The organism is Achromobacter sp. UMC46, from assembly GCF_014170335.1.
Classification (GTDB): domain Bacteria; phylum Pseudomonadota; class Gammaproteobacteria; order Burkholderiales; family Burkholderiaceae_B; genus Achromobacter.
This window is the reverse complement of the sequence record NZ_LZZS01000005.1, coordinates 150,687-174,222: the sequence shown is the minus strand read 5'-3', so window position 1 is coordinate 174,222 and position 23,536 is coordinate 150,687. Positions and strand designations below refer to the sequence as shown.

At 66.6% G+C, this 23,536-nt stretch carries 25 protein-coding genes; 17 read left to right on the top strand and 8 right to left on the bottom strand.

Features of this window, described 5'->3' with window-relative positions:
* From A9973_RS08505 to A9973_RS08480, 6 genes are all read left to right on the top strand, one after another.
* The gene (locus tag A9973_RS08505; RefSeq protein WP_105556871.1) at positions 1–282 is read left to right on the top strand and encodes a K+/H+ antiporter subunit F; all 282 of its coding nucleotides are present in this window, start codon (positions 1–3) and stop codon (positions 280–282) included.
* Positions 279–620, top strand: a complete 342-nt coding sequence (mnhG, locus tag A9973_RS08500) for a monovalent cation/H(+) antiporter subunit G (protein WP_183013339.1) — start codon at positions 279–281, stop codon at positions 618–620. The genes A9973_RS08505 and mnhG overlap by 4 nt, the downstream gene beginning before the upstream one ends.
* A 391-nt stretch (positions 621–1,011) precedes the next feature.
* Positions 1,012–1,518: a hypothetical protein gene (locus tag A9973_RS08495; protein WP_255469089.1), complete on the top strand. Its 507-nt coding sequence runs from the start codon at positions 1,012–1,014 to the stop codon at positions 1,516–1,518.
* A gap of 105 nt (positions 1,519–1,623) precedes the next feature.
* Positions 1,624–2,472 (top strand): HAD family hydrolase, encoded by an 849-nt coding sequence (locus A9973_RS08490; RefSeq protein WP_183013338.1) that lies wholly within the window; start codon positions 1,624–1,626, stop codon positions 2,470–2,472.
* Positions 2,465–2,974 carry a tRNA adenosine(34) deaminase TadA gene (gene tadA / locus A9973_RS08485; RefSeq protein ID WP_183013337.1) on the top strand — a complete coding sequence of 170 codons (510 nt, stop codon included), beginning with the start codon at positions 2,465–2,467 and terminating at the stop codon, positions 2,972–2,974. The genes A9973_RS08490 and tadA overlap by 8 nt, the downstream gene beginning before the upstream one ends.
* Positions 2,971–4,050, top strand: a complete 1,080-nt coding sequence (locus A9973_RS08480) for an LD-carboxypeptidase (RefSeq protein ID WP_183013336.1) — start codon at positions 2,971–2,973, stop codon at positions 4,048–4,050. The genes tadA and A9973_RS08480 overlap by 4 nt, the downstream gene beginning before the upstream one ends.
* Before the next feature lie 21 nt (positions 4,051–4,071).
* On the opposite strand, the gene A9973_RS08475 is transcribed toward A9973_RS08480, so the two are convergent.
* Positions 4,072–5,019, bottom strand: coding sequence for a LysR family transcriptional regulator (locus A9973_RS08475; protein WP_183013335.1), 948 nt, complete (start codon positions 5,017–5,019; stop codon positions 4,072–4,074).
* Between the two features lie 149 nt (positions 5,020–5,168).
* Here A9973_RS08475 and A9973_RS08470 point away from each other — a divergent pair, with 149 nt between their 5' ends.
* The 4 genes from A9973_RS08470 (at position 5,169) to A9973_RS08455 (ending at position 10,219) form a co-directional block, all read left to right on the top strand.
* Complete coding sequence (locus tag A9973_RS08470) at positions 5,169–6,377, top strand: CaiB/BaiF CoA-transferase family protein (protein WP_183013334.1); 1,209 nt, start codon at positions 5,169–5,171, stop codon at positions 6,375–6,377.
* Between the two features lie 66 nt (positions 6,378–6,443).
* Positions 6,444–7,415, top strand: a complete 972-nt coding sequence (locus A9973_RS08465; RefSeq protein WP_183013333.1) for a tripartite tricarboxylate transporter substrate binding protein — start codon at positions 6,444–6,446, stop codon at positions 7,413–7,415.
* A 28-nt stretch (positions 7,416–7,443) separates the two neighbouring features.
* Positions 7,444–8,448, top strand: a complete 1,005-nt coding sequence (locus A9973_RS08460) for an MDR family oxidoreductase (RefSeq protein WP_183013332.1) — start codon at positions 7,444–7,446, stop codon at positions 8,446–8,448.
* A gap of 166 nt (positions 8,449–8,614) precedes the next feature.
* The gene (locus A9973_RS08455; protein WP_183013331.1) at positions 8,615–10,219 is read left to right on the top strand and encodes an ABC-F family ATPase; all 1,605 of its coding nucleotides are present in this window, start codon (positions 8,615–8,617) and stop codon (positions 10,217–10,219) included.
* Positions 10,220–10,267: 48 nt separating this feature from the next.
* Here A9973_RS08455 and A9973_RS08450 read toward each other — a convergent pair whose 3' ends face one another.
* From A9973_RS08450 to A9973_RS08435, 4 genes are read right to left on the bottom strand one after another with little or no spacing between them, the layout of a single operon-like run.
* Positions 10,268–10,420, bottom strand: coding sequence for a hypothetical protein (locus tag A9973_RS08450; RefSeq protein WP_183013330.1), 153 nt, complete (start codon positions 10,418–10,420; stop codon positions 10,268–10,270).
* Entirely contained in the window at positions 10,411–11,190 is a 780-nt protein-coding gene (locus A9973_RS08445; protein WP_183013329.1) for an enoyl-CoA hydratase/isomerase family protein, read from the bottom strand. The genes A9973_RS08450 and A9973_RS08445 overlap by 10 nt, the downstream gene beginning before the upstream one ends.
* Positions 11,191–11,237: 47 nt before the next feature.
* Positions 11,238–12,239: a tripartite tricarboxylate transporter substrate binding protein gene (locus A9973_RS08440; RefSeq protein ID WP_255469088.1), complete on the bottom strand. Its 1,002-nt coding sequence runs from the start codon at positions 12,237–12,239 to the stop codon at positions 11,238–11,240.
* 29 nt (positions 12,240–12,268) lie between these two features.
* Positions 12,269–13,510, bottom strand: a complete 1,242-nt coding sequence (locus tag A9973_RS08435) for a CaiB/BaiF CoA-transferase family protein (protein ID WP_183013328.1) — start codon at positions 13,508–13,510, stop codon at positions 12,269–12,271.
* A 216-nt stretch (positions 13,511–13,726) separates the two neighbouring features.
* Between A9973_RS08435 and A9973_RS08430 the strand changes: the two genes are divergently transcribed.
* The 6 genes from A9973_RS08430 to A9973_RS08405 all read left to right on the top strand — a co-directional run bounded on the left by A9973_RS08430 (position 13,727) and on the right by A9973_RS08405 (position 19,110).
* On the top strand, positions 13,727–14,944 hold the full coding sequence (locus tag A9973_RS08430; protein WP_183013327.1) for an MFS transporter: 1,218 nt from the start codon (positions 13,727–13,729) through the stop codon (positions 14,942–14,944).
* Positions 14,945–15,063: 119 nt separating this feature from the next.
* Positions 15,064–15,834: an ABC transporter ATP-binding protein gene (locus A9973_RS08425; RefSeq protein WP_183013326.1), complete on the top strand. Its 771-nt coding sequence runs from the start codon at positions 15,064–15,066 to the stop codon at positions 15,832–15,834.
* A 64-nt stretch (positions 15,835–15,898) separates the two neighbouring features.
* On the top strand, positions 15,899–16,897 hold the full coding sequence (locus A9973_RS08420; RefSeq protein ID WP_183013325.1) for an ABC transporter substrate-binding protein: 999 nt from the start codon (positions 15,899–15,901) through the stop codon (positions 16,895–16,897).
* Complete coding sequence (locus A9973_RS08415) at positions 16,894–17,667, top strand: ABC transporter permease (RefSeq protein WP_175172654.1); 774 nt, start codon at positions 16,894–16,896, stop codon at positions 17,665–17,667. Before A9973_RS08420 ends, A9973_RS08415 begins: the two co-directional genes overlap by 4 nt.
* Positions 17,668–17,682: 15 nt before the next feature.
* Complete coding sequence (locus A9973_RS08410; RefSeq protein ID WP_183013324.1) at positions 17,683–18,489, top strand: transporter substrate-binding domain-containing protein; 807 nt, start codon at positions 17,683–17,685, stop codon at positions 18,487–18,489.
* 33 nt (positions 18,490–18,522) lie between these two features.
* Entirely contained in the window at positions 18,523–19,110 is a 588-nt protein-coding gene (locus tag A9973_RS08405; protein WP_183013323.1) for a YigZ family protein, read from the top strand.
* 60 nt (positions 19,111–19,170) lie between these two features.
* Here A9973_RS08405 and A9973_RS08400 read toward each other — a convergent pair whose 3' ends face one another.
* The 3 genes from A9973_RS08400 to A9973_RS08390 all read right to left on the bottom strand — a co-directional run bounded on the left by A9973_RS08400 (position 19,171) and on the right by A9973_RS08390 (position 22,376).
* Positions 19,171–19,545, bottom strand: coding sequence for a co-chaperone YbbN (locus A9973_RS08400; protein ID WP_006222300.1), 375 nt, complete (start codon positions 19,543–19,545; stop codon positions 19,171–19,173).
* 261 nt (positions 19,546–19,806) lie between these two features.
* On the bottom strand, positions 19,807–20,829 hold the full coding sequence (locus A9973_RS08395; protein ID WP_183013322.1) for an LLM class flavin-dependent oxidoreductase: 1,023 nt from the start codon (positions 20,827–20,829) through the stop codon (positions 19,807–19,809).
* A 254-nt stretch (positions 20,830–21,083) separates the two neighbouring features.
* Positions 21,084–22,376: an NCS2 family permease gene (locus tag A9973_RS08390; protein WP_183013321.1), complete on the bottom strand. Its 1,293-nt coding sequence runs from the start codon at positions 22,374–22,376 to the stop codon at positions 21,084–21,086.
* A gap of 109 nt (positions 22,377–22,485) precedes the next feature.
* On the opposite strand from A9973_RS08390, the gene tsaD reads away from it, so the two are divergent.
* Positions 22,486–23,520, top strand: coding sequence for a tRNA (adenosine(37)-N6)-threonylcarbamoyltransferase complex transferase subunit TsaD (gene tsaD / locus A9973_RS08385; RefSeq protein ID WP_183013320.1), 1,035 nt, complete (start codon positions 22,486–22,488; stop codon positions 23,518–23,520).
* The last annotated feature ends 16 nt before the right edge of the window (positions 23,521–23,536 follow it).

The following is a 23,536-nucleotide window of genomic DNA, read 5'->3' as shown; positions in this document are numbered from 1 at the left end:
ATGAATACCGCACTGTATTGGGCGGCCTCGTTTGCCCTGGTGTGCTTCGCGCTGGGCATGGTGTTTGCCGCCATCCGGCTCTTGCGCGGCCCCACTGCGCAGGACCGCGTCCTGGCGTTGGACACGCTGTACATCAACGGCATGCTCGTCATGCTGGTGTTCGGCATCCGTTCCGGGGCCTCGCTTTATTTCGACATCGCGCTGCTGATCGCGCTGTTCGGCTTCGTGGGGTCCACCGCGATGGCCCGCTTCCTGTTGCGCGGCGAGGTGATCGAGCCATGATCGAAACCGCCATCCCTCTGTGGGCCGGCATCCCGGCCTGCATCCTGCTGGTGCTGGCCGGCCTGCTGGCGCTGACCGGCTCGGCCGGCCTGCTGCGGTTCCGCACGTTCTATGCGCGCATCCATGCGCCGACGCTGGGCAACACCCTGGGATGCGGCTGCGTGCTGGCGGCATCCATCCTGGTGTTCTCGGCCTTGTCGGCGCGGCCGGTGTTCCATGAAGTGATCATCACGCTGCTGCTGGTCGTGTCGTCGCCCGTCACGGCCATGTTGCTGATGCGCGCGGCCACCTACCGCAACCGGCTGACCCAGGCCGATGCGGACCTGGATGCCCGCTAACGGCGGTAACAAGCGACACCGCATGTGAATGCGCCACGCCATGCTGCACCGCGGCAAGCATTAAGGACAAGGCCAAGCGACCCTGTTTTTTGTCGCCGGGCCGCCCCAAGACAAAAAGCGCCCCCTCGGGGGGCAGCAAGCACACGATAGTGTGCGAAGCGTGGGGGCATTTTTTGTCGCCGGGCCGCCCCAAGACAAAAAGCGCCCCCTCGGGGGGCAGCAAGCACACGATAGTGTGCGAAGCGTGGGGGCCCTTGATACGTAACCTTACGAATTCAAGTTGCTGGACATGTCCCCGGCGCCGCATCGTGGGATAGTGGTCGCAAGCAAGCGCCAGGACGGGCAGGTGGTCTTGGCCGCTTACGGTTCAATTCTTTTCAAGGAGCTGGCCATGAACGTACGACCCATGCATACCAAACGCCTAGCAGCGACCCTTTGCGCCGCGGGCTTGATGTTGGCCGCGGGTGCGGTCCACGCGGCAGATGCGATCGGCCGCGCCGCCATCCAGTCCCAGTACGACCAAGACGTGGCGAAGTGCAAAAGCGGCAATACCAACCAGGACCGCACGACGTGCATGCGCGAAGCCGGCGCGGCGCGCGATGAAGCCAATCGCCAGAACCTGAAGGAAGGCTCCACCGACCAGCATCAGCAGAACATGGTCGACCGTTGCAACCGTCTGCCTGCGGGCTCGCGCCAGGACTGCCTGACCCAGATGACGTCGCCCACCAACGTGCGTGGCAGCGTCCAGGGCGGCGGGGTGCTGCGTGAAACGGTGATCCAGGTGCCGGCCGGCACCGTCCCGCCGGCCACCACGGCGCCGGCGCCGGGCATGGCCCCCGCGCCGAGCATGGCCCCCGCGCCGGCCACCGGCACCATGAACGCGCCGATGCGCCAATAATGGCCGGGTAGGGCCGGGCAGGACGCACAGCCGCCGCCACAATCAGGCAAAATGGCGGCTGTTGCGCTTTTCCCGCCCTTATCCCGTCCTTTATTCACGCATCTCATGTCCGACGTCATCGCCCTGATTTTCGATTTCGACGACACGCTGGCTTCGGACAGCACGTCCGGTTTCCTGGAAAGCATCGGCGTGGACACGGCCTCGTTCTGGAAGGACGAGGTGGATCCGCTGCTCTCCACGCAGGACTGGGATCCGGTGCCGGCCTACCTGTACAAGATGATCCAGCTGTCCCAGGCAGGCACGCATGGGCTCATTACGCAGCAGCGTTTGCAGGAATGGGGTTCGCGCCTGGAACTGCATGCCGGCGTGCCGACTCTGTTCCAGCGCCTGCGGGCGGCGGTGCGGGCCGAGCAGCCGCAGGTGCAACTGGAGTTCTACCTGATCTCAAGCGGCATCGGCGACGTGGTGCGGTCCACCCCCATCGCGCAGGAATTCACCGAAATCTGGGCCTCCGAATTCGTCTATGGCGAAGACGGCGGCATCACGTTCCCGCGCCGCATCGTCAGCTTCACCGACAAGACACGCTATCTGTTCCACATCCAGAAAGGCATCATCGGGCGCGACTTCCGCAACAAGCCCTTCGAGGTCAACCGCAAGGTGCCCGAAGACCGGCTGCGCGTGCCGTTCGACCAGATGGTGTTCGTCGGCGACGGCTACACCGACATCCCGTGCTTTTCATTGATCCGCAAGGCCGGCGGCTTCGCCTTTGGCGTCTGGGACCCGAAGCACCGCGACAAGCGCAGCCGCGCCTGGGGCTTCATCGAAGAAGGGCGGGTGTCCAACTTGAACCAGGCCCGCTACGACGAGCAGGCCGAGCTGTACCAATGGCTGGAAGAGGCCGTGACCAGCCTTGCCGGGCGCATCGCCCTGAAGTCCCGGGTGTATCGTGGTTGAGGCCGATCCGCTTGCGGTCGTGCCGCCCTGGACCGAAGAAGACGCCCGCTACATCCGCCTGGCGCTGGAACAGGCCCAGGCCGCTTATGACATCGGCGAAGTGCCCGTGGGCGCGCTGGTCGTGTCCGCCAAGGGCGAGATCCTGGGACGCGGCTACAACCGCACCATCATCGACCACGATCCCACGGCCCACGCAGAAATCGTCGCCCTGCGCGGCGCCGCGCGCCAGGTCGAGAACTACCGCCTGCCCGGCATCACCGTGTATGTGACGCTGGAGCCTTGCGTCATGTGCATCGGCGCCATGCTGCACGCGCGGCTGGCGCGCGTCGTGTTCGGCGCCTACGACCCCAAGACCGGCGCCTGCGGCAGCGTGCTGGACGTCGGATTGGTCCCGAAACTCAATCATCACACTTCAGTCACCGGCGGCGTGCTGGCGGAACCTTGCGGCGATTTGCTGCGCCGGTTCTTCCGTGAACGCCGCGCCAAGGAATCCCTAGCATGAACACCCCCAAAGCCGCCAAGGCGGGCACGAAAGCCGCTGCAAGAACGGCGGCAAAGACCGCAACTAAAACAGCAACCCAGACCGCAGCGAAGGCGGCAGCCGCCCACGATCACGGGCATGGCCACGGCCCCGCCTGCGACGACGATTGCGGCCACGACCACAGCCACAGCCACACGCTGCCGGATGCCCGCGGCATCTACCTGATCTCGCCGTCCTCGGCCGTGCGGGACCCGGCCACGGTCGAACTCGCGTGCGAACGCCTGCAGCAGCAGGGCTTCAAGACCGCCATCGACCGCACCGCCTTCGCCGAGCACCAACGCTTCGCCGGCACCGACGCGCAGCGTCTGGCCAGCCTGACGCGCGCGGCCAAGCAAAAGCTGCCCATCGTGATGGTGACGCGCGGCGGCTACGGCATTGGCCGGCTGCTGCATCAGATCGACTGGAAGGCGATGGCCGACAGCGGCAAGCGTTTCGTCGGCATGAGCGACTTCACCGCGTTCAACCTGGGCCTGCTGGCGCAGACCGGCGCCGTCAGCTACACCGGTGCCACCGCCGTGGCGGACTTCGGCGGCAAGAAGGTCGATGACCTGACCGACGCGCTGTTCGGCGAAGTCATGCGCGGCGAACTCGAAATCCTGAGCTTCGAAACGCAGGACGCCGACGCGGTCGATGCCCGCGGCATCCTGTGGGGCGGCAACCTGGCCATGCTGACGTCGCTGCTGGGCACGCCGTACTTTCCGAAGATCCGCGGCGGCATCCTGTTCCTGGAAGACGTGGCCGAGCATCCTTACCGCATCGAACGCATGCTGACCCAGCTGTGGCAGGCCGGTGTGCTGGCCAAGCAGAAGGCGATCGTGCTGGGCCGCTTCTCGGATTACAAGCTGGCGCCGCACGATAAGGGCTACGACCTGCATGAAGTGGTGGCCTGGCTGCGCAAGACTGTCAAGGTGCCGGTGGTGACGGGCCTGCCGTATGGCCACGTCGCGACCAAGGCGACCCTGCCGATCGGACAGAAGGTGGGCCTGGCCACTGAGAAGGGCATGGCCCACCTGGTGCTGGACGAGCACACGCACTGAGGCGCGCAGCGTTGCGCGGCCTCAGCGGCTGCGGGACGCCGCAAGCGGCCGGCGCGGCTTGCCCGCGGGCGTGCCCGCCACGACCTCTCGCGCAAGATCCGGCAAGGCCTTGAACAGCAGTCGGGTGGCAGCGGTGGCGGGGCGCTGGCGGCTGAGATCCATCAGCACCGTCTGGCGGACAGCGGGCTCTGCCAGGCGGATCGCAACCAGGGTGCCGTCCGCCAGTTCCGTTGATACCGCGTGGCTGGGCAGGATGCTGTGCAGGCCGCCACGCAGGATCGCGTCCTTGATGACGACGCCGGAGTCGGCTTCCAGCACCACATTCAGTTCGATGCCGGCGCGCAAGGTCAGGCTGTCCAGCACCGCGCGCAAGGAGTTCGGACGTACGGGCAGGGCCAGCGGCACCGCGGCCAGATCGGCCAGGCGAAGTTGGCGGCTTGCGGCCACCGCCGAGCCGGCGCTGGTCACCAATTTCATTTCGGTTTCGAACAGGACCTCTTGCGGGCGGGTGGACGCGGCGCGGTACCGGTTGTAGATGCCGATGTCGATCTTGCCGTTGGCCAGCCAGGCTTCGATCTCCCCGCTGTAACCCTCGAATACCCGCAGCCGGATGCCCGGATAGCGTGCCTGCGTGTAGGTCAGCAGCATGCCGATGAGCGGCTGCGACAGCGATGGAATCACCCCCAGGTTGACGATGCCCGCAGGCTTGCGCTGGGCGGCCTGCGCTTCCTCCAGCAACTGGTCGGCCTCCAGCAGCAAAGCCTGGGCGCGCGGGATCAGGCTTTCGCCCAGTTCGGTCAAGAGCACCCCGCGTCCCGTGCGAAAGAACAGCCTGCCGCCGAACTCCTGTTCCAGCTCGGACAGTTGGCGGCTCAACGCGGACTGCGCGATGCCCAGGGCTGCGGCCGCCCGGGTCAGGCTGCCGGCTTCTGCGATGCGGGTGAATACCCTCAGGTTATTCAGGTCCATGGCTGCGTCCCATCTCGATTGGAGATAACTGCTTTATCAAAAATGCCCATTCCGGATGGGCAGATTTCAGCACAGAATTCCCCCAACTTGATGCGTACGCATGGCGGTGCCCGCCGGACAGGTCCGGCTGGAAACAGGGGAATCAGCAGATGAGTTTCGAGGAAAATGCGGGGCCGCTGAAAGGCGTGCGTATCCTTGACCTGTCCACCGTGGTGGCCGGCCCCTGGGCCGCGACGCTGCTGGCGGACCTGGGTGCCGACGTGCTGAAGGTGGAGATTCCGGGGCCGGGCGACCCCTTGCGCGCACTGGCGCCGCACAAGGATGGCGTGCCGCTGTGGTGGAAAGTCGCGAACCGCAACAAGAAGGGTATTTCGGTGGATCTGCGCACCGCCGAAGGCCGCGACATCGTGGCGCGCCTGCTGCCGGATTTCGATGTGCTGGTAGAGAATTTCCGTCCCGGAACGCTGGACGGCTGGGGCATGCCGGGAGAGTGGCTGCGCCAGCAGAACCCGGCGTTGACCATCCTGCGCGTGACCGGATTCGGCCAGACCGGCCCGTACCGCAACAAGCCGGGGTTCGCCCGCGTGTTCGAAGCCATGAGCGGACTGACCAATATCTGCGGCGAACCGGATGGCCGGCCCCTGCACATGGGCTTTCCCATTGCGGATGCGGTGGCTGGCCTGTTTGGGGCGCTGGGCATCGTCGCCGCCTTGTACCGCGAAAAAGCCGCGCCGCTGGGGCAGGGCCAGGAGATCGATTGTTCGCTGATGGAGTCGATGTTCCGGGTCATGGACTTCCTGCCCATCGAATACGACCAGTTGGGCATCGTCCGCGGCCGGCTGGGCAACAGCAGCCAGTACGCCGCGCCAGGCAACGTCTATCGGACCCGCGACGGTCATTGGGCCTCGATCGCGGCATCGACGCAGCGCATCTTCGAACGCTTGTGCGTGGCGCTGGAATTGGACGGCGTGGCGCAGGATCCGCGCTACCTGACAAATCCAGACCGGGTGCGCAACCGCGAGGCGCTGGACGCCCTGGTGGCTGCGGCGATCGCGCGCCATACGCTGGCCGAACTGGGGGCCTTGCTTGACGCGCACTCGGTCGGCTTCAGCCCGATCTATGACATTGCCGACATTTTCCGCGATCCGCATATCGCAGCCCGCCAGGGCATTGTCTCGGTGCAGGATGAAGAGTTGGGGCCGGTACGGATGCAAAGCGTGGTGCCCAGGTTCTCGGCGACGCCGGGCGCGGTGCATCACGCCGGCCCCAGCCTGGGGCAGCACAACGCGGAGGTGTTGGGCGCGCTGGGCATCAGCGGCGAGCAGCAGGCAGCCCTGCGGGAGCAGGGCGTGATCTAGGCAGGATTCGAATAGCCACGGAGCCGCCTCGAGACAGGCTCCGGGCGCCACCAGGAGGAGACGACGATGCGCGCAAGAACAGCAGGGTGGATGTTGGCGGCGGGCCTGATCGCGGCGGCGCCGGCGCAGGCCGGGCCCGAGTGGCCCGCCAAGCCGGTCAAGCTGCTGGTGGGCTTCCCGCCCGGCCAGGCGACGGACGCCGTGGCGCGGCTGCTGGCCGAGAGGCTATCGGCCAGATTGAACCAGCCCGTGATCGTGGAGAATCGGCCCGGGCAGGGCGGCAGCATCGCGCTGGCGGCGTTGGCCAAGGCGGCGCCCGACGGCTACACCATGATGTTGTCGGCGACCGCGTCGCTGGTCAGCAATCCGCACCTTTACAGATCGACCGGCTACGACACTTTGCGGGACTTCGAACCCGTCGGCCTGGTGGCGGACCTGCCCATGGTGCTGGTGGCCAATGCCGCCCAGCCCTTCAGCGACGTGGCGAGCTTGCGGGAGTACGCGCAGCGCCATCCCGGCGCGTTGAATTTCTCCTCGTCGGGCAACGGTACCCTGTCGCACCTGGGCATGGTGATGCTGGAGCGCGAGGCCAAGCTGCAGCTGACGCATATCCCGTATCAGGGCAGCGCCAAAGCCATGACCGACATGATCGCCGGCAACGTCGCGATCGGACTGGACACGGTGGCGGTGACCTTGCCGCATATCCAGTCCGGTCGCCTGAAGGCCCTGGCGGTGGGCGCGAGCCAGCGCCTGCCCATGCTGCCGGATACGCCGACTTTCGCCGAAGCGGGCTACCCCGGCTTCCAGGCCAATCCCTGGCTGGGGATGCTGTTTCCGAAAGGGACGCCCCAGCCGGTCGTGCGGCGCATGAACCAGGAAATCCGCGATGCGGTCGCCACGCCGGCGCTGGCCCAGTCGCTGAAGGCCATCGGCGCGTTCGCGCGCGTCGATACGCCGGAGGAATTCTCGCAGCTCTTGCGCCAGGAATACCGCAGCTGGGGCGAACTCGTGCAGCTCTCGGGCAGCCGAGTGGACTGACTCCCAACCAACTACAAAGGAACGCAGCATGAAGCATGACCACCCATTCAAGGCCTTGGTGCTGACGCAGGAGGACGGCAAGACGCAGTGCCATCCGCAGGAGTTGAGCATCGCCCAGTTGCCTGACGGCGACGTGACGGTCAAGGTCGATTATTCCAGCCTGAACTACAAGGATGCGATGGCCGTAACCGGCACGGGCAGGATCGTGCGCGACTTTCCCATGGTGCCCGGGATCGATCTGGCCGGTACCGTGCTTGAGTCCGCTGCGGCGGATTATCCGGTCGGAACGCCGGTGGTGCTGACCGGCTGGAGTGTCGGCGAGCGCTATTGGGGCGGCTATGCCCAGGTGCAGCGCGTCAAATCGGAATGGCTGGTGCCCCTGGCGCCGGGCCTGGACAGCTTCAAGGCCATGGCTATCGGCACGGCAGGTTTGACCGCCATGCTATGCGTCATGGAACTGGAAGCCGCGGGTATCGGTCCAGGAAGCGGCACGGTGCTGGTGACCGGCGCGTCCGGCGGGGTCGGCAGCGTGGCGGTGGCGCTCCTGGCACGCCTGGGATACCGGGTCGCGGCGCTGGTGCAGCCCGGGCGCGAGGCCGTGCATCCCTATCTGATTTCGTTGGGCGCGTCCGAAGTGCTTGCGGGCGCGGAGTGGGCGCAGGCTTCCAAACCCCTGGAGAACCAGCGCTGGGCCGGCGCGGTGGACACGGTGGGATCGGCCGTGCTGGCACGGGTGCTGGCCTCGACGGAGTACGGTGGCGCGGTCGCGGCTTGCGGCCTGGCCGGCGGCGTCGACTTGCCTGCCACGGTCATGCCCTTCATCCTGCGCGGCGTCCGCCTGCTGGGCGTGGATTCGGTGATGTGTCCGGTTGCGCGGCGCCGCGAGGCCTGGGAGCGGCTGGGGCGGGTGTACGGCGATACGCCGTTCGCCGACATCGTGATGACGGCTGGCTTGGGACAGGTGCCGGAGCTTGCCGCAAGAATGATGGCGGGCGGCAATCGCGGCAGGTACGTCATCGACGTCAACCGGTAGCAGCGTGTAGGCAGGCGCCTGGGCGGCGTGAAGATCGCTCCCGGTCCGGCCTCCGAGGCGGATTGCGGGGGCGCCAAGCGTGGGGCAGGGCGGCCGTCAAGCGGGCTTGGTACAATGTCAGGTTTCCCGCACGCGTCCCAGACGCTTTTAGCCTCTAAAACACACCGTGATATCCACAGCCAATCTCACCATCCAGTTCGGTCCCAAGCCCCTTTTCGAGAACGTCAGCGTCAAGTTCGGGGAAGGCAACCGGTACGGGCTGATCGGGGCCAATGGGTCCGGTAAGTCTACGTTCATGAAGATCATCGGCGGCGATCTCGAATCGTCCGGCGGCAACGTCTCGCTTGAGCCGGGTGTGCGCCTGGGCAAGCTGCGCCAGGACCAGTTCGCGTTCGAAGACCTGCGCGTGCTGGACGTCGTCATGATGGGCCACACCGAAATGTGGGCCGCCATGTCCGAGCGCGACGCGATCTACGCGAACCCGGAAGCGACCGAAGACGACTACATGCGCGCCGCCGACCTGGAGGCCAAGTTCGCCGAGTACGACGGCTACACGGCCGAAGCGCGCGCCGGCGAACTGCTGTTGGGCCTGGAAATCGCCGTGGACCTGCACAACCTGCCCATGCGCGAAGTCGCCCCGGGCTGGAAGCTGCGCGTGCTGCTGGCGCAGGCGCTGTTCTCGAACCCCGACGTCCTGCTGCTGGACGAACCGACCAACAACCTGGATATCAACACCATCCGCTGGTTGGAGAACGTGCTCAACGGCTACCAGAGCACGATGATCATCATCAGCCACGACCGCCACTTCCTGAACCAGGTGTGCACGCACATGGCCGACGTGGACTACGGCGAGATCCGCATCTACGCCGGCAACTACGACGACTACATGCTGGCCTCGACGCAGGCCCGCGAGCGCCTGGTGTCCAATAACGCCAAGGCCAAGGAACGCGTCGCCGAACTGCAGGACTTCGTCCGCCGCTTCGCCGCCAACAAGTCCAAGTCGCGCCAGGCCACCTCGCGCTTGAAGCAGATCGACCGCATCAAGGCCGACCAGGTCGTGGTCAAGCCGTCGTCGCGCCAGAACCCGTACATCCGGTTCGAGCAGAACAAGGTCATGCACCGCCTGGCCGTCACGATCGAGAACCTGACCAAGGCGTACGACGCGCCGGTGATCACCAAGTTCTCGGCGATGGTCGATGCCGGCGAAAAAATCGCCATCATCGGCGCGAACGGCGTGGGCAAGACCACCTTGCTGCGCCTGCTGGCCACTGAACTGCAGCCGGACTCCGGTTCGGTGAAGTGGTCCGACAACGCCGACCTGGGCTACATGGCGCAGGACGTGTCGGACCAGTTCCTGCAAACCGACATCAACCTGCTGGACTGGATGGGCGACCATCGCCAGCCCGGCGACGACGACCAGTCGATCCGTTCGGTGCTGGGCCGCCTGCTGTTCTCGGCGGACGATTTGCCCAAGGCGCCCAAGGTGCTGTCCGGCGGCGAAAAGAACCGCATGACCTTCGGCCGCCTGATGCTGGGCCGGCACAACGTCATGCTGCTGGACGAGCCGACCAACCACTTGGACATGGAGTCGATCGAATCGCTGCAGTTCGCGTTGGAAAAGTATGAAGGCACGCTGGTCTTCGTATCGCACGACCGCGAATTCGTGTCGGGCCTGGCCACCCGCGTGATCGAAATCCTGCCCTCGGGCGAGATCATCGACTACCGCGGCGGCTATGAAGACTACCTGGAATCGCGCGGCATCGAGGCCTGATTCCGGCCCCCTGAGCCGTTGCCCGCCGCCTTCGCGGCAGGCGACGGCCTAGCTTCCGATCGTCATTCCGCCATTGGCGTACAGGTGTTGCCCCGTCACGTACGACGAGGCGTGCACGTCGATATCCTCCTGCCACGCGTCCACGGGCATCTTTTCGATCATGGCCGTGCGCGTGATGCCGGCATTGTTCGTCAGTCCCACTGGTAGAGGGCAGGTTGCTTGTCGACGAAGCGGCGGGCGGCTTCGCGGTGGAAGGCGCTGTCGCGGCAGATGGCCTGCGCCATCGCCTCCTGGGCGTAGACCGACTCGCGCGTGGATTCGAAGCTGCGGTTCATGACGGTTTTGGCCAGGCCGAGGGCCTGTGTGGGCGCGGCGTGCAGGCGCGCGGCCATCTCGATGGCGCGTTCCAGCGCGTTGTCGCAGACCTCTTGGACCAGCCCCAGCCGCAGCGCTTCGTCGGCATCGCAGACGCGGGCGGTGAAGACCAGTTCCTTGGCGCGCGCCAGGCCCACGGCGCGCGGCAGCAGGTACATGCCCAACAGGTCGGGCACATAGCCGATGCGCGCGAACACCGCGCAGAACGTCGCGCTGCGTTGCGCGATGACGTAGTCGGCGCAGAGCGCCAGCGACAGGCCCGCGCCGAAGGCTGCGCCGTCCACCGCGCAGATGACGGGTTTTTCCAGGTCCGCCAGCATGTCGAACCAGCGCTGGATGTGCCGGATGCGGTCGCGGCCTTCGAACCCGTCGCGGCCTTCGGCCAGTGCCCGCGAGATCGATTTGATGTCTCCGCCCGCGCAGAAATGGCCGCCCGAGCCGGTCAGCACGACCGCCTTCACGGAATCGTCGTCGCGCACGTTGCGCAGCGCAAGGTCGAACGCCTCGCGCATTTCCATGCTGAGCGCGTTGCGCTGGCCGGGCCGGTCCATGCTGAGGACCGCCGTCGCGCCGTGGCGCGTGATGTTCAATGCCATGGGATGAGGCTCCGTGATGTCGGGGTTTGGGGACGTCGGCCTGTGGCCTATTGCGCTTTCAGGCCGAGGTCGCGGGCGACGGGCAGCCAGCGGTCGCGCTCGGCTTGCACGAACGCGGCGAAGACGCCCGCGTCGCCGGGCATGGACACTGCGCCGATCGCGGTCAGCTTGCGCTGCAGGTCCGCTTGCCCCAGCGCACGGTTGACCTCCTGGTTCACGCGTTCGACGATCGCGGCCGGGGTGCCGGCGGGCGCCACCAGGCCGAACCAGGCGCTGGCGTCGATGCCGGCGTAGCCCAGCTCCGCGGCGGTTGGCACGTCGGGCAGGCCGGCGAAGCGCTTGTCGTCCAGCACGGCGAACGGGCGGATCTTGCCGGCTTGCGCCTGCGCCATGCACGAGGGCAGGGCGTCGAACATCATGTCGGTGCTGCTGCCCATCAAGCCCACGATGGCCGGCGCGCTGCCCTGGTAGGGCACGTGGGTGACCTGGAACCCCAGCTTGCTGACGGCGTATTCGCCGGCCAGGTAGGTGATATTGCCGGTGCCGGCCGACCCCATCGTCAGCTTGCCCGGCGCTTGCCGGCCCAGCGCGATCAGGGCCTTGACGTCCGCCGCCGGCAGATCGTGGCGTACCACCAGCAGCAGCGGCGATTTGGCCATGCCGGATACGGGCACGAAGTCCCGGGCCGGGTCGTAGGTCATCTTGGCGTACAGGGCCTGATTGACCACCAGCGGGGCGTTGGACCCCACGAAGAAGGTCTTGCCGTCCGGCTTGGCGCGGGCCACATGGTCGGCGGCGATCATGCCCGCCGCGCCCGGCTTGTTCTCGATGATGATGGGCGCGCCGCCGGCCTTGCCCATTTCCTGGGCGACCAGCCGCGCGATCTGATCGGCGGCGCCGCCCGGCGGGTAGGGCACGACGAACCGGACGGGGGCTTCCTGGGCGAGGGACGGCGCGGCCGGCAGGACGGACAGCAGCGCGGCCAGCAAAGCGGGCACGCAAGCGGGCAGCAATGAGGCGCCGCGCGCGGTGGCCATGAAAGTTCGCATGGTCTTGTCTCCTTTTTCGGCGCGGGCGTTCATACGACGCCTTGGGCTTTCAGCTCGGCGATGCGGGATGCGCTCAGGCCCAGTCGGTCGCGCAGCACGTCTTCGGTGTGCTGGCCCAGCTCGGGCGCGGCGCGCTCGTAACGCAGGGGCGTGGCGCTCATGCGGATCGGGTTGGCCACCGCCGGCGTCGGCACGCCGGAGGCATGCGGCAGCGACAGCTGCATGCCGCGGTGGCGCACGTGCGGGTCCTGGAACACCTGTTCGATGTCGTATATCGGGCCGCAGGGCACGCCGGCCGCCTGCAGCACGTCCACCCATTCCCGCATCGGCCGCGCCAGCATGGCCTGCGCGATGGGCGGAATCAGCGTGTCGCGGTTCCGGTTGCGCTGAGCGGCCGTGGCATAGCGCTCGTCCGCGGCTAGGGCGGGGCATCCGATCGCGGCGCAGAAGGCGCGGTACTGGCCGTCATTGCCCACCGCGACGATCACGGACCCTTCGCGGCAGGCGAACACCTGGTAGGGCACCATGTTGGAATGGGCATTGCCCATGCGCTGCGGCACCTTGCCCGACAGGAAGTAGTTGATGGCCTGATACGACGAAATCGTCACCACGCAATCCAGCAACGCCATGTCGATATGCTGGCCTTCGCCGCTGACATGGCGGTGTTCCAGCGCGGCCAGGATCGCCGTGCTGGTATAGACGCCGGTCAACAGGTCGGAGATCGCGATGCCGGATTTCATCGGTTCCCGCTCGGGTTCGCCGGTGATGCTCATCAGCCCGCCCATGCCCTGGAACACGAAGTCGTAGCCGGGCAGGGGCGCGTAAGGGCCATCCTGGCCGAAGCCGGTCACCGAGCAATAGACCAGGCGCGGGTTGATCTCGCGCAGGCTGGCGTAGTCCAGCCCGTAACGCGCCAGCGTGCCCACCTTGTAGTTCTCGACCAGCACGTCCGAATCGCGGGCCAGGTCGCGGATCAGCGCTTGCCCTTCGGGCGTGGCAAGGTCCACCGTCACTGAGCGCTTGCCCCGGTTGGCGCTAAGAAAATAGGACGAATCCCGGGTCTCTTGGCCATCGGCCCCCACCAGGAACGGCGGCCCCCAGGCGCGCGTGTCATCGCCCGCTTGCGGCCGCTCGATCTTGATGACGTCCGCACCCATGTCGGCCAGCGTCTGGGTGGCCCACGGCCCCGCCAGCACGCGCGTCAAATCCAGGACCTTCAGATGGGACAGGGCGCCGCGCGGCGGCGCGACGGCGTTGTTGTCTCGTTCCATATCGCTCCGATCGGGGTGGGCCCCGTTATGCGTGGCTTCAAGGTAATAAGCCGCCGGAGCGAAGTCCAATATCGTTTTTCGTGCTTGCGATTCGACATCCGTATCACGGGCATGACCGGGGCAGCGGCTGGCCGGCATTCAGCCAGCCGCAATCCTCCCTGGGATATCATCGGGTAAACCCTGGCATTCCTGGCGCCGGGCTACCTACCGGTTGTCATGTCCCCCACACCCCACACCTTGCCCGATGGCGCGCCCATCGGGTCCTTCGCGCTGACGGCGCGCATCGTTTCCATCGCGGTCTTCACCTTCATCTGCTATCTGGCCATCGGCCTGCCGCTGGCCGTACTGCCGGGCTACGTCCATGGCAATCTGGGCTACGGCTCGGTGCTGGCCGGCCTGGCCATCAGCGTGCAGTACGTGGCGACGCTGCTCAGTCGTTCGCACGCGGGCCGCATGGCCGACACGGTCGGCCCCAAGCAGACGGTCGTGATCGGCATGATCGCGTGCGCGGCCAGCGGCGTTTTCCTGCTGCTGGCCTACGCCTTCGAGCGCAGCGGCTGGCTGAGCCTGACCGCCATCCTCGTCAGCCGGCTGGCGCTGGGATTCGGCGAAAGCTGGGTCGGCACGGGGTCGGCCACCTGGGCGATCGCGCGGGTCGGCCCGTTGCATACCGCCCGCGTCATCTCGTGGAACGGCATCTGCACGTACGGCGGCCTGGCGCTGGGCGCGCCGCTGGGCGTCCAGCTGGAAACCAAATGGAGCATGGGCGCGCTGGGCGGCATGGTGCTGCTGCTGGGGCTGATCGGGCTGGGGATGGCGGCATCGCGCGCCGCCGTGGCGATCGTGGGCGGCCACCGGATGGCGTTCAAGAGCGTGGTGCTGCGCGTCTTCCCGCACGGCATGGCGCTGGGACTGGGATCGGTGGGCTTCGGCACGTTGGCGGCGTTCGTGGCGCTGTACTACGCCAGCTTCTCCTGGGACGGCGCGGCGCATGCGCTCAGCGCCTTCGGCGGCGCGTTTATCGGCGTGCGCCTGCTGTTCGCAGGCACCATCACGCGTTTTGGCGGCTTCCGCGTGGCGCAAGTCTCCTTCCTGGTGGAGGCAGCGGGGCTGTTGCTGCTGTGGCTGGCGCCCAACCCCGCTGCCGCGTTGCTGGGTGCGGCATTGACGGGCTGCGGCTTCGCGCTCGTGTTCCCGGCGATCGGGGTGGAAGCGGTGGCGCGCGTGCCGGCCGGCAGCCGGGGCGCGGCGTTGGGAGCCTACTCGGCGTTTCTGGATCTGGCCTTGGGCGTGACGGGGCCGATCGCCGGCTACATCTCCAGCGGCTACGGCTATCCGTCCATCTTCCTGGCGGCCGCCGCCGCCGTGCTCGCCGGCTGCATGATCGCGTTCGGCCTGCAGCGCCACGCCGACCGGAAACGGATGACGGCATAAGTCTGATTGGGCCTCACATATAACCGGAAGCAGTTAAGACATTCGATATTGATCGTTTGAATTCATATAACGAATTGTTAGATTAGGCCTCGTTCCCACGCGCGCCCACGATTCGTTCCATGAACCTGACCTTCGATCACGTCCACAAGCACTTCGGCGAGCTGCCTGTCGTGGATGGCTTTACCAGCGAAATCAAGACCGGTGAACTGGTCGCCCTGGTCGGCCCGTCGGGCTGCGGCAAATCCACGCTGCTGCATTTGGCGGCCGGCCTGGAAAAGCCCACGCAAGGCAGCGTGCTGGCCGATGGGCAGGCCGTCGGCGGCCCGCACCCCAGCCGCACGCTCGTGTTCCAGGAACACGCGCTGTATCCCTGGCTGACGCTGGAAGACAACGTGGCGCTGGCGCTGGAATTCCAGAACACGCCCAAGAAGCGCGCCCGCGAGGCGGCCCGCCACTGGCTTGAGCGCGTCAGCCTGGGCGGCTTTGAACACTACTATCCCCATCAGGTGTCGGGCGGCATGCGCCAACGCGCCGCGCTGGCGCGCGCCTTCATCGCGCAGCCCAAGACGATGCTGATGGACGAGCCCTTCGGCGCGCTGGATGCGCTGACCCGGCTGAGCCTGCAAGACGTGCTGCGCCAGTTGATCGCCCAAGAGAAGCCCACCGTGCTGCTCGTCACGCACGATGTGGACGAAGCCCTGTTCCTGGCCGACCGCATCGTCGTCTTCAGCCCGCGCCCCGCGCGCGTGCTGCGCGAGTTCAATCTGGCGCACCGTGCGAAAACCCACGACCTGTCGGATCTGGCCGCTGAAAAGCGCGAGATCCTGCGTCTGCTGGGCATCGCGGTGGATGGTTCGCAGGCGCACCCCGACCTGGCCCTGGCCGCCTGACCGGCATTTCCATACCGGGCAGCGCCGCAGCGCTGCCCATCTTGAATTCCCTGGAGCTCCTCTCATGAAATTGAAGCAATGGTTGACCTTGCCGCTGGCCGCGGCACTGCTGGCGGCGGCCCCCGCAATGGCCGCCGAAAAATTCCGCGTGGGCTACTTGCGCGTGATGGACGACGCGCAGGCGATCGTGGCGCAAGAGGGCGGCTTCTACAAGAACGCGGGCCTGGATTCGGAACTGATCGAGTTCAAGTCGGGTACCGACCTGATCAAGGCGATCGTCGGCGGCCAGCTGGATATCGGCGTGCTGGGCTTCACCAACGCGGTGGCCTGGGCGTCGAAGGGCGCCGACCTGAAAGTCGTGGGCGGCGCGCAGCAGGGCTATCACTCGCTGATCGTGCGCGATGATTCCGGCATCAAGGACATCGCCGGCCTGAAGGGCAAGACGCTGGCCTCGCAAGCCGAAGGCAGCACTGCCGACGTCGTGCTGAAGGGCGTCGTGCTCAAGCAAGGCAACCTGGGCCCGGACGATGTCAACGTCATGGGCGTGAGCCCGGCGGTGGCGGTGCAATCGCTGGTGGGCAAGCGCGTGGACGCGGCCTTCCTGTTCGAACCCTACGACCGCATCGCGCAACTGGTGGCGCCCGTCAAGCAGATCTACGAAGTGGGCCAGGCCTGGCCGTTCCCGTGCATGGTCGTGATCACCTCGGGCGAAACGCTGGCCAAACGCAAGGATGACGTCTGGAAGGCGCTGGACGCGCAAAACCAGGCCATCACGCTGCTGCAGAAAGAACCCGCGCAAGCCTCCAAGCTGATCGCCTCCTACTTCATCGCCGAACCCACGCTCAAGACCTTGCATCGCGGCGAACTGCCGCGCGAGACGGTCATCGCCGAAGCCATCAGCACGCAGGTGTTCACGCCCAAGCTGACCGGCAAGGACACGGCGCGCATGCAGGAGATCGCCGATATCCTGCAAGCTCAGGGATCGCTGAAAACGCGCGACGGCAAGCCGTATGACGTGTCCAGCATCGTCGACCTGTCCTGGCAAGAGGCGCGCAAACTTTGAGCTCGTCTACCCGAGTGACCGGCGCCCGCAAGCATCTTGCGGGCGTTTTGGGCGTCCTGTTCATTCTTGCCTTGTGGCAGCTGGCCGCATTCGCGCTGCCTGATTTCCTGATGCCGGGCGTGCCCGCGGTGGTCGAACGCCTGTTCGAAGACCTGGGCAAGCAATCGTTCCATCAAAGCCTGCTGGGCACGCTCGGCCGCTTGGGCGCGGGCTACGGCCTGGCGCTGACGGCGGGCATCGGCTTCGGCCTGGTGGCCGCGGTGCTGTTCTTCTTTCGCGAAGTGCTGCGCAGCGCCATCGTCATCCTGCAGTCGATCCCGTCAATCGCCTGGGTGCCGTTGTTCCTGATCGTGATGGGGTTCGGCAATACGCCGATCATCGTCGTGGTCGCGCTGTCGGCGTTCTTCCCGGCCGCACTCAGCGTGATGAACGCCACCGAATCCGTGCAACGCGTGCACGTTTCCGCGGCGCGCGTCATGGGCGCCACGCGCTGGGGGCTGGTCAAGCGCGTGTATCTGCCGGCCGTGATGCCTGAACTGATCACGGGGGCGCAATTGGCGTTCGGCAACGCGTGGCGCGCGCTGATCTCGGCGGAAATGCTGATCGGTTTTGGCAAGGGCCTGGGCCGTTCGCTGGCTTATTCGGGCGAAATCGCCGACATGACGGGCGTCATGACCAACATCCTGGTCATCGCCGTGCTGGCCGCGCTGATCGACCAGTTCGTGCTTGAGAACCTCAAGCATCGCCTGCTGCGCTATCAGTACGTGTAGACGCCGGAGGCTTGCATGAATCACCGGATCCGCCTTGCCGCCGTAACTGCCTGCCTGTTGCTTGCCGGCGTCGCGCAGGCGCAAGGCACCGGGTTCGATGCCGCCCATGCGCGCGGCGTACTGGTGGTGGGCGTGCCGTATCTGGCGCCGCCACCCGCGGCCGGCGCAAAGATCCGCACGCCGGACGGCCTGGATGCGCAGATGGCCGACAAGCTCGGCCAGCGCCTGGGCCTGCCGGTGCGGTTGCAGCAGGTCCCGGCCGGCGAGGCCGCGGCCGCGCTGGCCGCCGGTCAGGTGGACCTTGTGCTGGCCGATGCGGCCGGCGTGCAGCCGCCAGCCGTCGCCGTGCAGGGGACCGGATACGGCGCGCGTCCCAAGGCCTTGATCCGCAGCGACACGGCCTGGCGCAAGCCCGCCGACGTGCGCGGCCGCAGCGTCTGCATGGCCGAAGCCGCGACCCAATCACGGGCCCTTGCCGAAAGCTGGGGCGCGGTGGTGCGCACGTACCGCGTGCCGTCCGACGCGCTGGTGGCGGTACGCGAAGGCAATTGCGATATCGGCCTGGTGGACGACGCGGTCTGGGAACCCCTGGTGCGGTTCCCGGAGTGGAAGAAGTTCTCGTCCACGCTGGCCGTCGACGGCACCCGGCGCGAACGCGTCTGGCTGCTGGCGGCCAGCGACACCGCCGGCCGCGCCTTGCTGGCGGACGAGATGCGGGCCTGGGACCGCGCCGGCGCCTGGAAGGCGATGACGGCGAAATGGGCGCGCGACGTCGCGTTCGACGTCTATCTGGATCAGGAAGTGGCCGACTGCCACGGTTAGATCGGCGTAGCCCCAGCACTTACAATGCCGGGCATGACGCATACGTTGACCGTTCCTTGCTCGTATCAGGAAGACATCAAGAAAAGCCGCTTTGCCGCCTACGCCGCGCCCGTGTCGACGGTGGAAGAGGCGATGCGGTTCTTCGCCGAGCGCAGCGACCCGGAAGCCACCCACAACTGCTGGGCCTACCGCATCGGGCAGGAATACCGGTTCAATGACGACGGCGAACCCGGCGGCACCGCCGGCCGGCCCATCCTTCAAGCGATCGAAGGCCAGGACATGGACCGCGTGGCCGTGCTGGTGGTGCGCTGGTATGGCGGCATCAAGCTGGGGGCGGGCGGACTGGTGCGGGCCTACGGGGGATGCGCGGCGAATTGCCTGCGTCTGGGCGAAAGGACCGAAATCGTGGATCTGGCCACCATCACCTGCAGCTGCGGTTTTGCCGAATTGGCGCTGCTGAAGTCGCGCCTGGCGCAAGCGGGCGCGGTCATTCAACAAGAAGATTTCAACGAAGACGGCGTCGTGCTGGGCTTCGTGGTGCCTAGCGCCGTGGCGGGTGACCTTGAGGTCACCGTCGCCAACATCACAAGGGGGCGCGCAGCCTGGGAACGGGTGCCGTGATCCGGGCCTGTTGGCGCGCCAGCAAGAGAAAGGGGCCCTGGATCGGGCCCCTTTGCACGTTTACGCGTTTTGGCTGTCTTGCGCCGCGGCGATTTCCTGGTGGACCTTTTCCATGTCCACTTCCTTGATCTTGGCGAGCAGCTCGTTCAGCTGGCCGCCCGACAAGGCGCCGGGTTGCGAGAACAGCAGGACTTTCTCACGGAAGACCATCAGCGTGGGGATCGAACGAATGCCCAGGGCGCCGGCCAATTCCTGCTCTACGTCGGTGTTCACCTTGGCGAACGTGACGTCGGTGTGCTCGGTCGCGGCTTGCTCGAAGACGGGAGCAAAACCACGGCAGGGGCCGCACCAGGGAGCCCAGAAGTCGACGATCAGGGTGCCGTCGGGGGTGATGGCGTCCTGGAAGCTGTCTTTGGTGAGTTCAACAATACTCATTTTGGATCCTTGCCGCGGAGCGCGGCGTAATAAAAGGCCCCCACGCCACGCACGTTTCACGTGCTTACTGCCCCCCAAAGGGGCGTTTTTTTGCCTTGGGGCGGCCAGGCGGCAAAAAAGGCGGTGTCAGCGACCCGGGATGTTCCTGCCCCGGACCTGATTCGGCGACGCTTCAGGTGCCACGCGCTCTACGGACAATAGTAGATCCGCCGATGGCGGCGTCGCAATGGTTGGCGCTATGGAGAGCGCAGTCGGCGGCGGTCAGGCCGCGGTTTTTGTCGAGACTCCCGCATCGTTCTTCAACGACGCGACAATTTCGAAAGAGCGCAGGCGGTCGGCGATGTCGAAGAAGTCGGACACGATCATGACCTCGTCGGCTTCCGTTTCGGCCACCAGCGCTTCCAGCCGGCGCTTGACGGTGTCGGGTCCGCCGACGATGGACGCGCCCAGTCTTTGATTGACCGCTTCACGCTCCCATTCGTTCCACAAGCCGTCCATGCTGTCGACGGGCGGCTGCAGTTGCAGGCGGTTGCCGCGCACCAGCGACAGGAATTTCAGCTGCTGCGTGGTCGCCTGACGCTGGGCGGCCTCGTCGGATTCGGCTGCCACGACCGGCACGCCGATCATGGCGTACGGGCGCGACAATGTGGCCGACGGCTTGAACAGGTGCCGGTACAGGCGCATCGCCGCCATGCCTTCGGGCGAAAAATGGCCCGCGAACGAGAACGGCAGGCCCAATTCCGCGGCCAGGCGGGCGCTGAAATCGCTGGATCCCAGCAGCCAGATGGGAATATCCAGGCCTTCGCCGGGGATGGCGCGCACCGGCTGGCTGGGGCGGGAGGCGGCCAGGAAGCCCCGCAACTCTTCGACCAGCGCGGGAAACTCCAGGCCGCTGCGCGGTCCGCGGCGCAGGGCATGCTGCGTTGCGCCATCACTGCCTGGCGCGCGGCCCAGGCCCAGGTCGATGCGGCCGGGGTACAGCGTTTCCAGCGTGCCGAACTGTTCGGCGATGATCAGCGGCGCGTGGTTGGGCAGCATGATGCCGCCGGAACCCACGCGCAGCGTGCGGGTATGGCTGGCCACATGGCCGATCAGCACGGCGGTGGCGCTGGAGGCCACGCCGTTGATATTGTGGTGTTCGGCCAGCCAGAAGCGCTTGTAGCCCAGGCGCTCCACATGCTGGGCGACGGCCACGGTGTTGCGGAAGGCATCGGCCGCGTCACGGCCCTGCACAATTGGGGCCAGGTCCAGGACCGAAAACGGGATGCGCGCGAGGGTGCTCATGCGGACATCTCCGTACGAAAGGCGGGACAGGGCGGCAACGCGGCGGCAAAGCGGGTAAGGCGCAAGGTGAACTCCATATACCGTGATACATGGGGAGTGTATCGGCGAATTCAACCTGCCAAGGCAGCAACCTTATGGGCGGGCGGGTTGTATTGGCGCAGACTATAGGAGCTATTGAGAGGGCCCGGCGCAAATAAAAAGCCGCCACGGCCAGGCGCCGGGCGGCTTTGGGTTACAGCTTGGGCCGGTGCGGCCTATTCGGGGAAGAACGCGTAGCGGATCACGAACAGCACCGCCACCAGCCACGTGGCCGGGTGCACGTCGCGGACCTTGCCGGTCGCCGTCTTCAGCACCACATAGCTGATGAAGCCGAAGGCGATGCCGTTGGCGATCGAATACGTGAACGGCATGACCAGCGCGGTCAGGGCGGCCGGCGTGGCTTCCGTGACTTCGTTCCAGTCGATGTCGATCAGCTCGCGCATCATCAGGCCAGCCACGTAGAGCAGGGCGGGCGCGGTGGCGTAGGCGGGCACGGCGCCGGCCAGCGGCGAAATGAACAGCGCGGCCAGGAACAGCAGGGCGACGACCAGCGCGGTCATGCCCGTGCGGCCGCCGGCCTGCACGCCCGACGCGCTTTCGACGAAGGCGGTGGTGCTGCTGGTGCCCAGCGCGGAACCGGCGACGATGGCGGTGCTGTCGGCGAACAGCGCGCGGCCCAGGCGGTTGGGTCGGCCTTCCGGCACCAGGCCGGCGCGTTTGGCCACGCCCACCAGCGTGCCGGTGGCGTCGAACACCTCGACCAGCACGAACACCAGGATCACATGCACGAAGCCGCTATGCAGCGCGCCCAGGATGTCCAGCTTCATGAACGTGGGGGCCAGGCTGGGCGGGGCCGAAAAAATGCCCTTGAACTCGTTGTAGCCCAGCGCCATCGACAGCACGGTGACGACGATGATGCCGATCAGGATCGCGCCGCGCACGCGCAGCGCGTCCAGCGAGGCGATGATGAAGAAGCCCAGGATCGCGAACAGCGGGCCGTGGGTCGTCAGGTTGCCCAAAGAGACCTTGGTGGCCGGGTGGGCGACGACGATGCCGGCGCTGGATAGCGCGATAATGGCGAGGAACAGCCCGATGCCCGCCGCGATGGCGCTGCGCAGCGAATGCGGGATGCCTTTCACCAGCCATACCCGGATGCCCGAAATCGTCAGGATCAGGAAGATCACGCCCGAGATGAACACGGCGCCCAGCGCCTGCTCCCAGGTGTAGCCCATCGTCTTGACGACGGTGAAGGCGAAGAAGGCGTTCAGGCCCATGCCCGGCGCCATCCCGATCGGCCAGTTGGCGATCAGGGCCATCACCAGCGAACCCAACGCGGCCGCCAGGCAGGTCGCCACGAAGACGGCGTCGCGGTCCATGCCGGTGGACGACAGGATGTCCGGGTTGACGAAGATGATGTATGACATCGTCAGGAAGGTCGTCAGACCGGCCACGATCTCGGTACGCGCGGTGGTCCCGTGTTCACGCAGCTTGAATAGCTTCTCCAGCATTCGAGTCCCCAGTGTTTTGCAGGCTTGTAGGTTGTTGTGGGCGGGTGCCGGATGGCCCCGCGATTTCATAAACAGGCGTATTTTCGCATCAGTTGTAAACTCTGCCGCCATGATTATTCTCGGCTTTGAAAGCTCCTGCGACGAAACCGGTGTCGCAGCCGTCTGTACGGAACGGGGACTGCTCGCGCACGCGCTGCATACCCAGATCGCCATGCACCAGGAATATGGTGGCGTGGTGCCGGAACTCGCCTCGCGCGACCATATCCGCCGCGTCGTGCCTTTGACCCGCCAGGTGCTGGAAGAGGCCGGCCTGCAGATGTCCGACATCGGCGCCGTCGCCTACACGGCCGGCCCCGGGCTGGCGGGCGCCTTGCTGGTCGGCGCCAGCGTGGCGCAGTCGTTCGCGTGGTCGCGGCACCTGCCGGCCATCGGCATCCACCACCTGGAAGGCCACCTGCTGTCGCCGATGCTGGCCGATCCGCGGCCCGAATTCCCGTTCGTGGCGCTGCTGGTGTCCGGCGGCCATACGCAGCTGATGCGCGTGGACGGGGTGGGACGCTACGAATTGCTGGGCGAAACGCTGGACGACGCTGCGGGCGAAGCCTTCGATAAATCGGCCAAGCTGATGGGGCTGGGCTATCCCGGCGGCCCGGCCTTGGCCAAGCTGGCGGGGCAGGGCGACGCGTCGCGGTTTGAATTGCCCCGCCCGATGCTGCACAGCGGCGACCTGGATTTCAGTTTCAGCGGCCTGAAGACGGCGGTGCTGACGCGGGTCAAGGCGGCCGAAAAGGAAGGCGGGCTGGACGATCAGACGCGCGCCGACCTGGCGGCGGCCACGCAGGGCGCGATTGTCGACGTGCTGGCGGCCAAGTCCATCAAGGCCTTGAAGCAGACCGGCCTGCGCCGGCTGGTGGTGGCCGGCGGCGTGGGCGCCAACCAGTTGCTGCGCGCCAAGCTGGCGGCCGCGCTGAAACCGCTGCGGGCGCAGGCGTATTTCCCGCCCCTGGAATTGTGTACCGACAACGGCGCGATGATCGCCTTCGCGGCGGCCGAGCGTGTCAAGGCGGGTCTGGCGACGCTGGATCCCGACGCGCACGGCTTTACGGTCAAGCCGCGCTGGGACCTGGCGGATATCGTCCAATGAAAACGGGCGGCCCGCA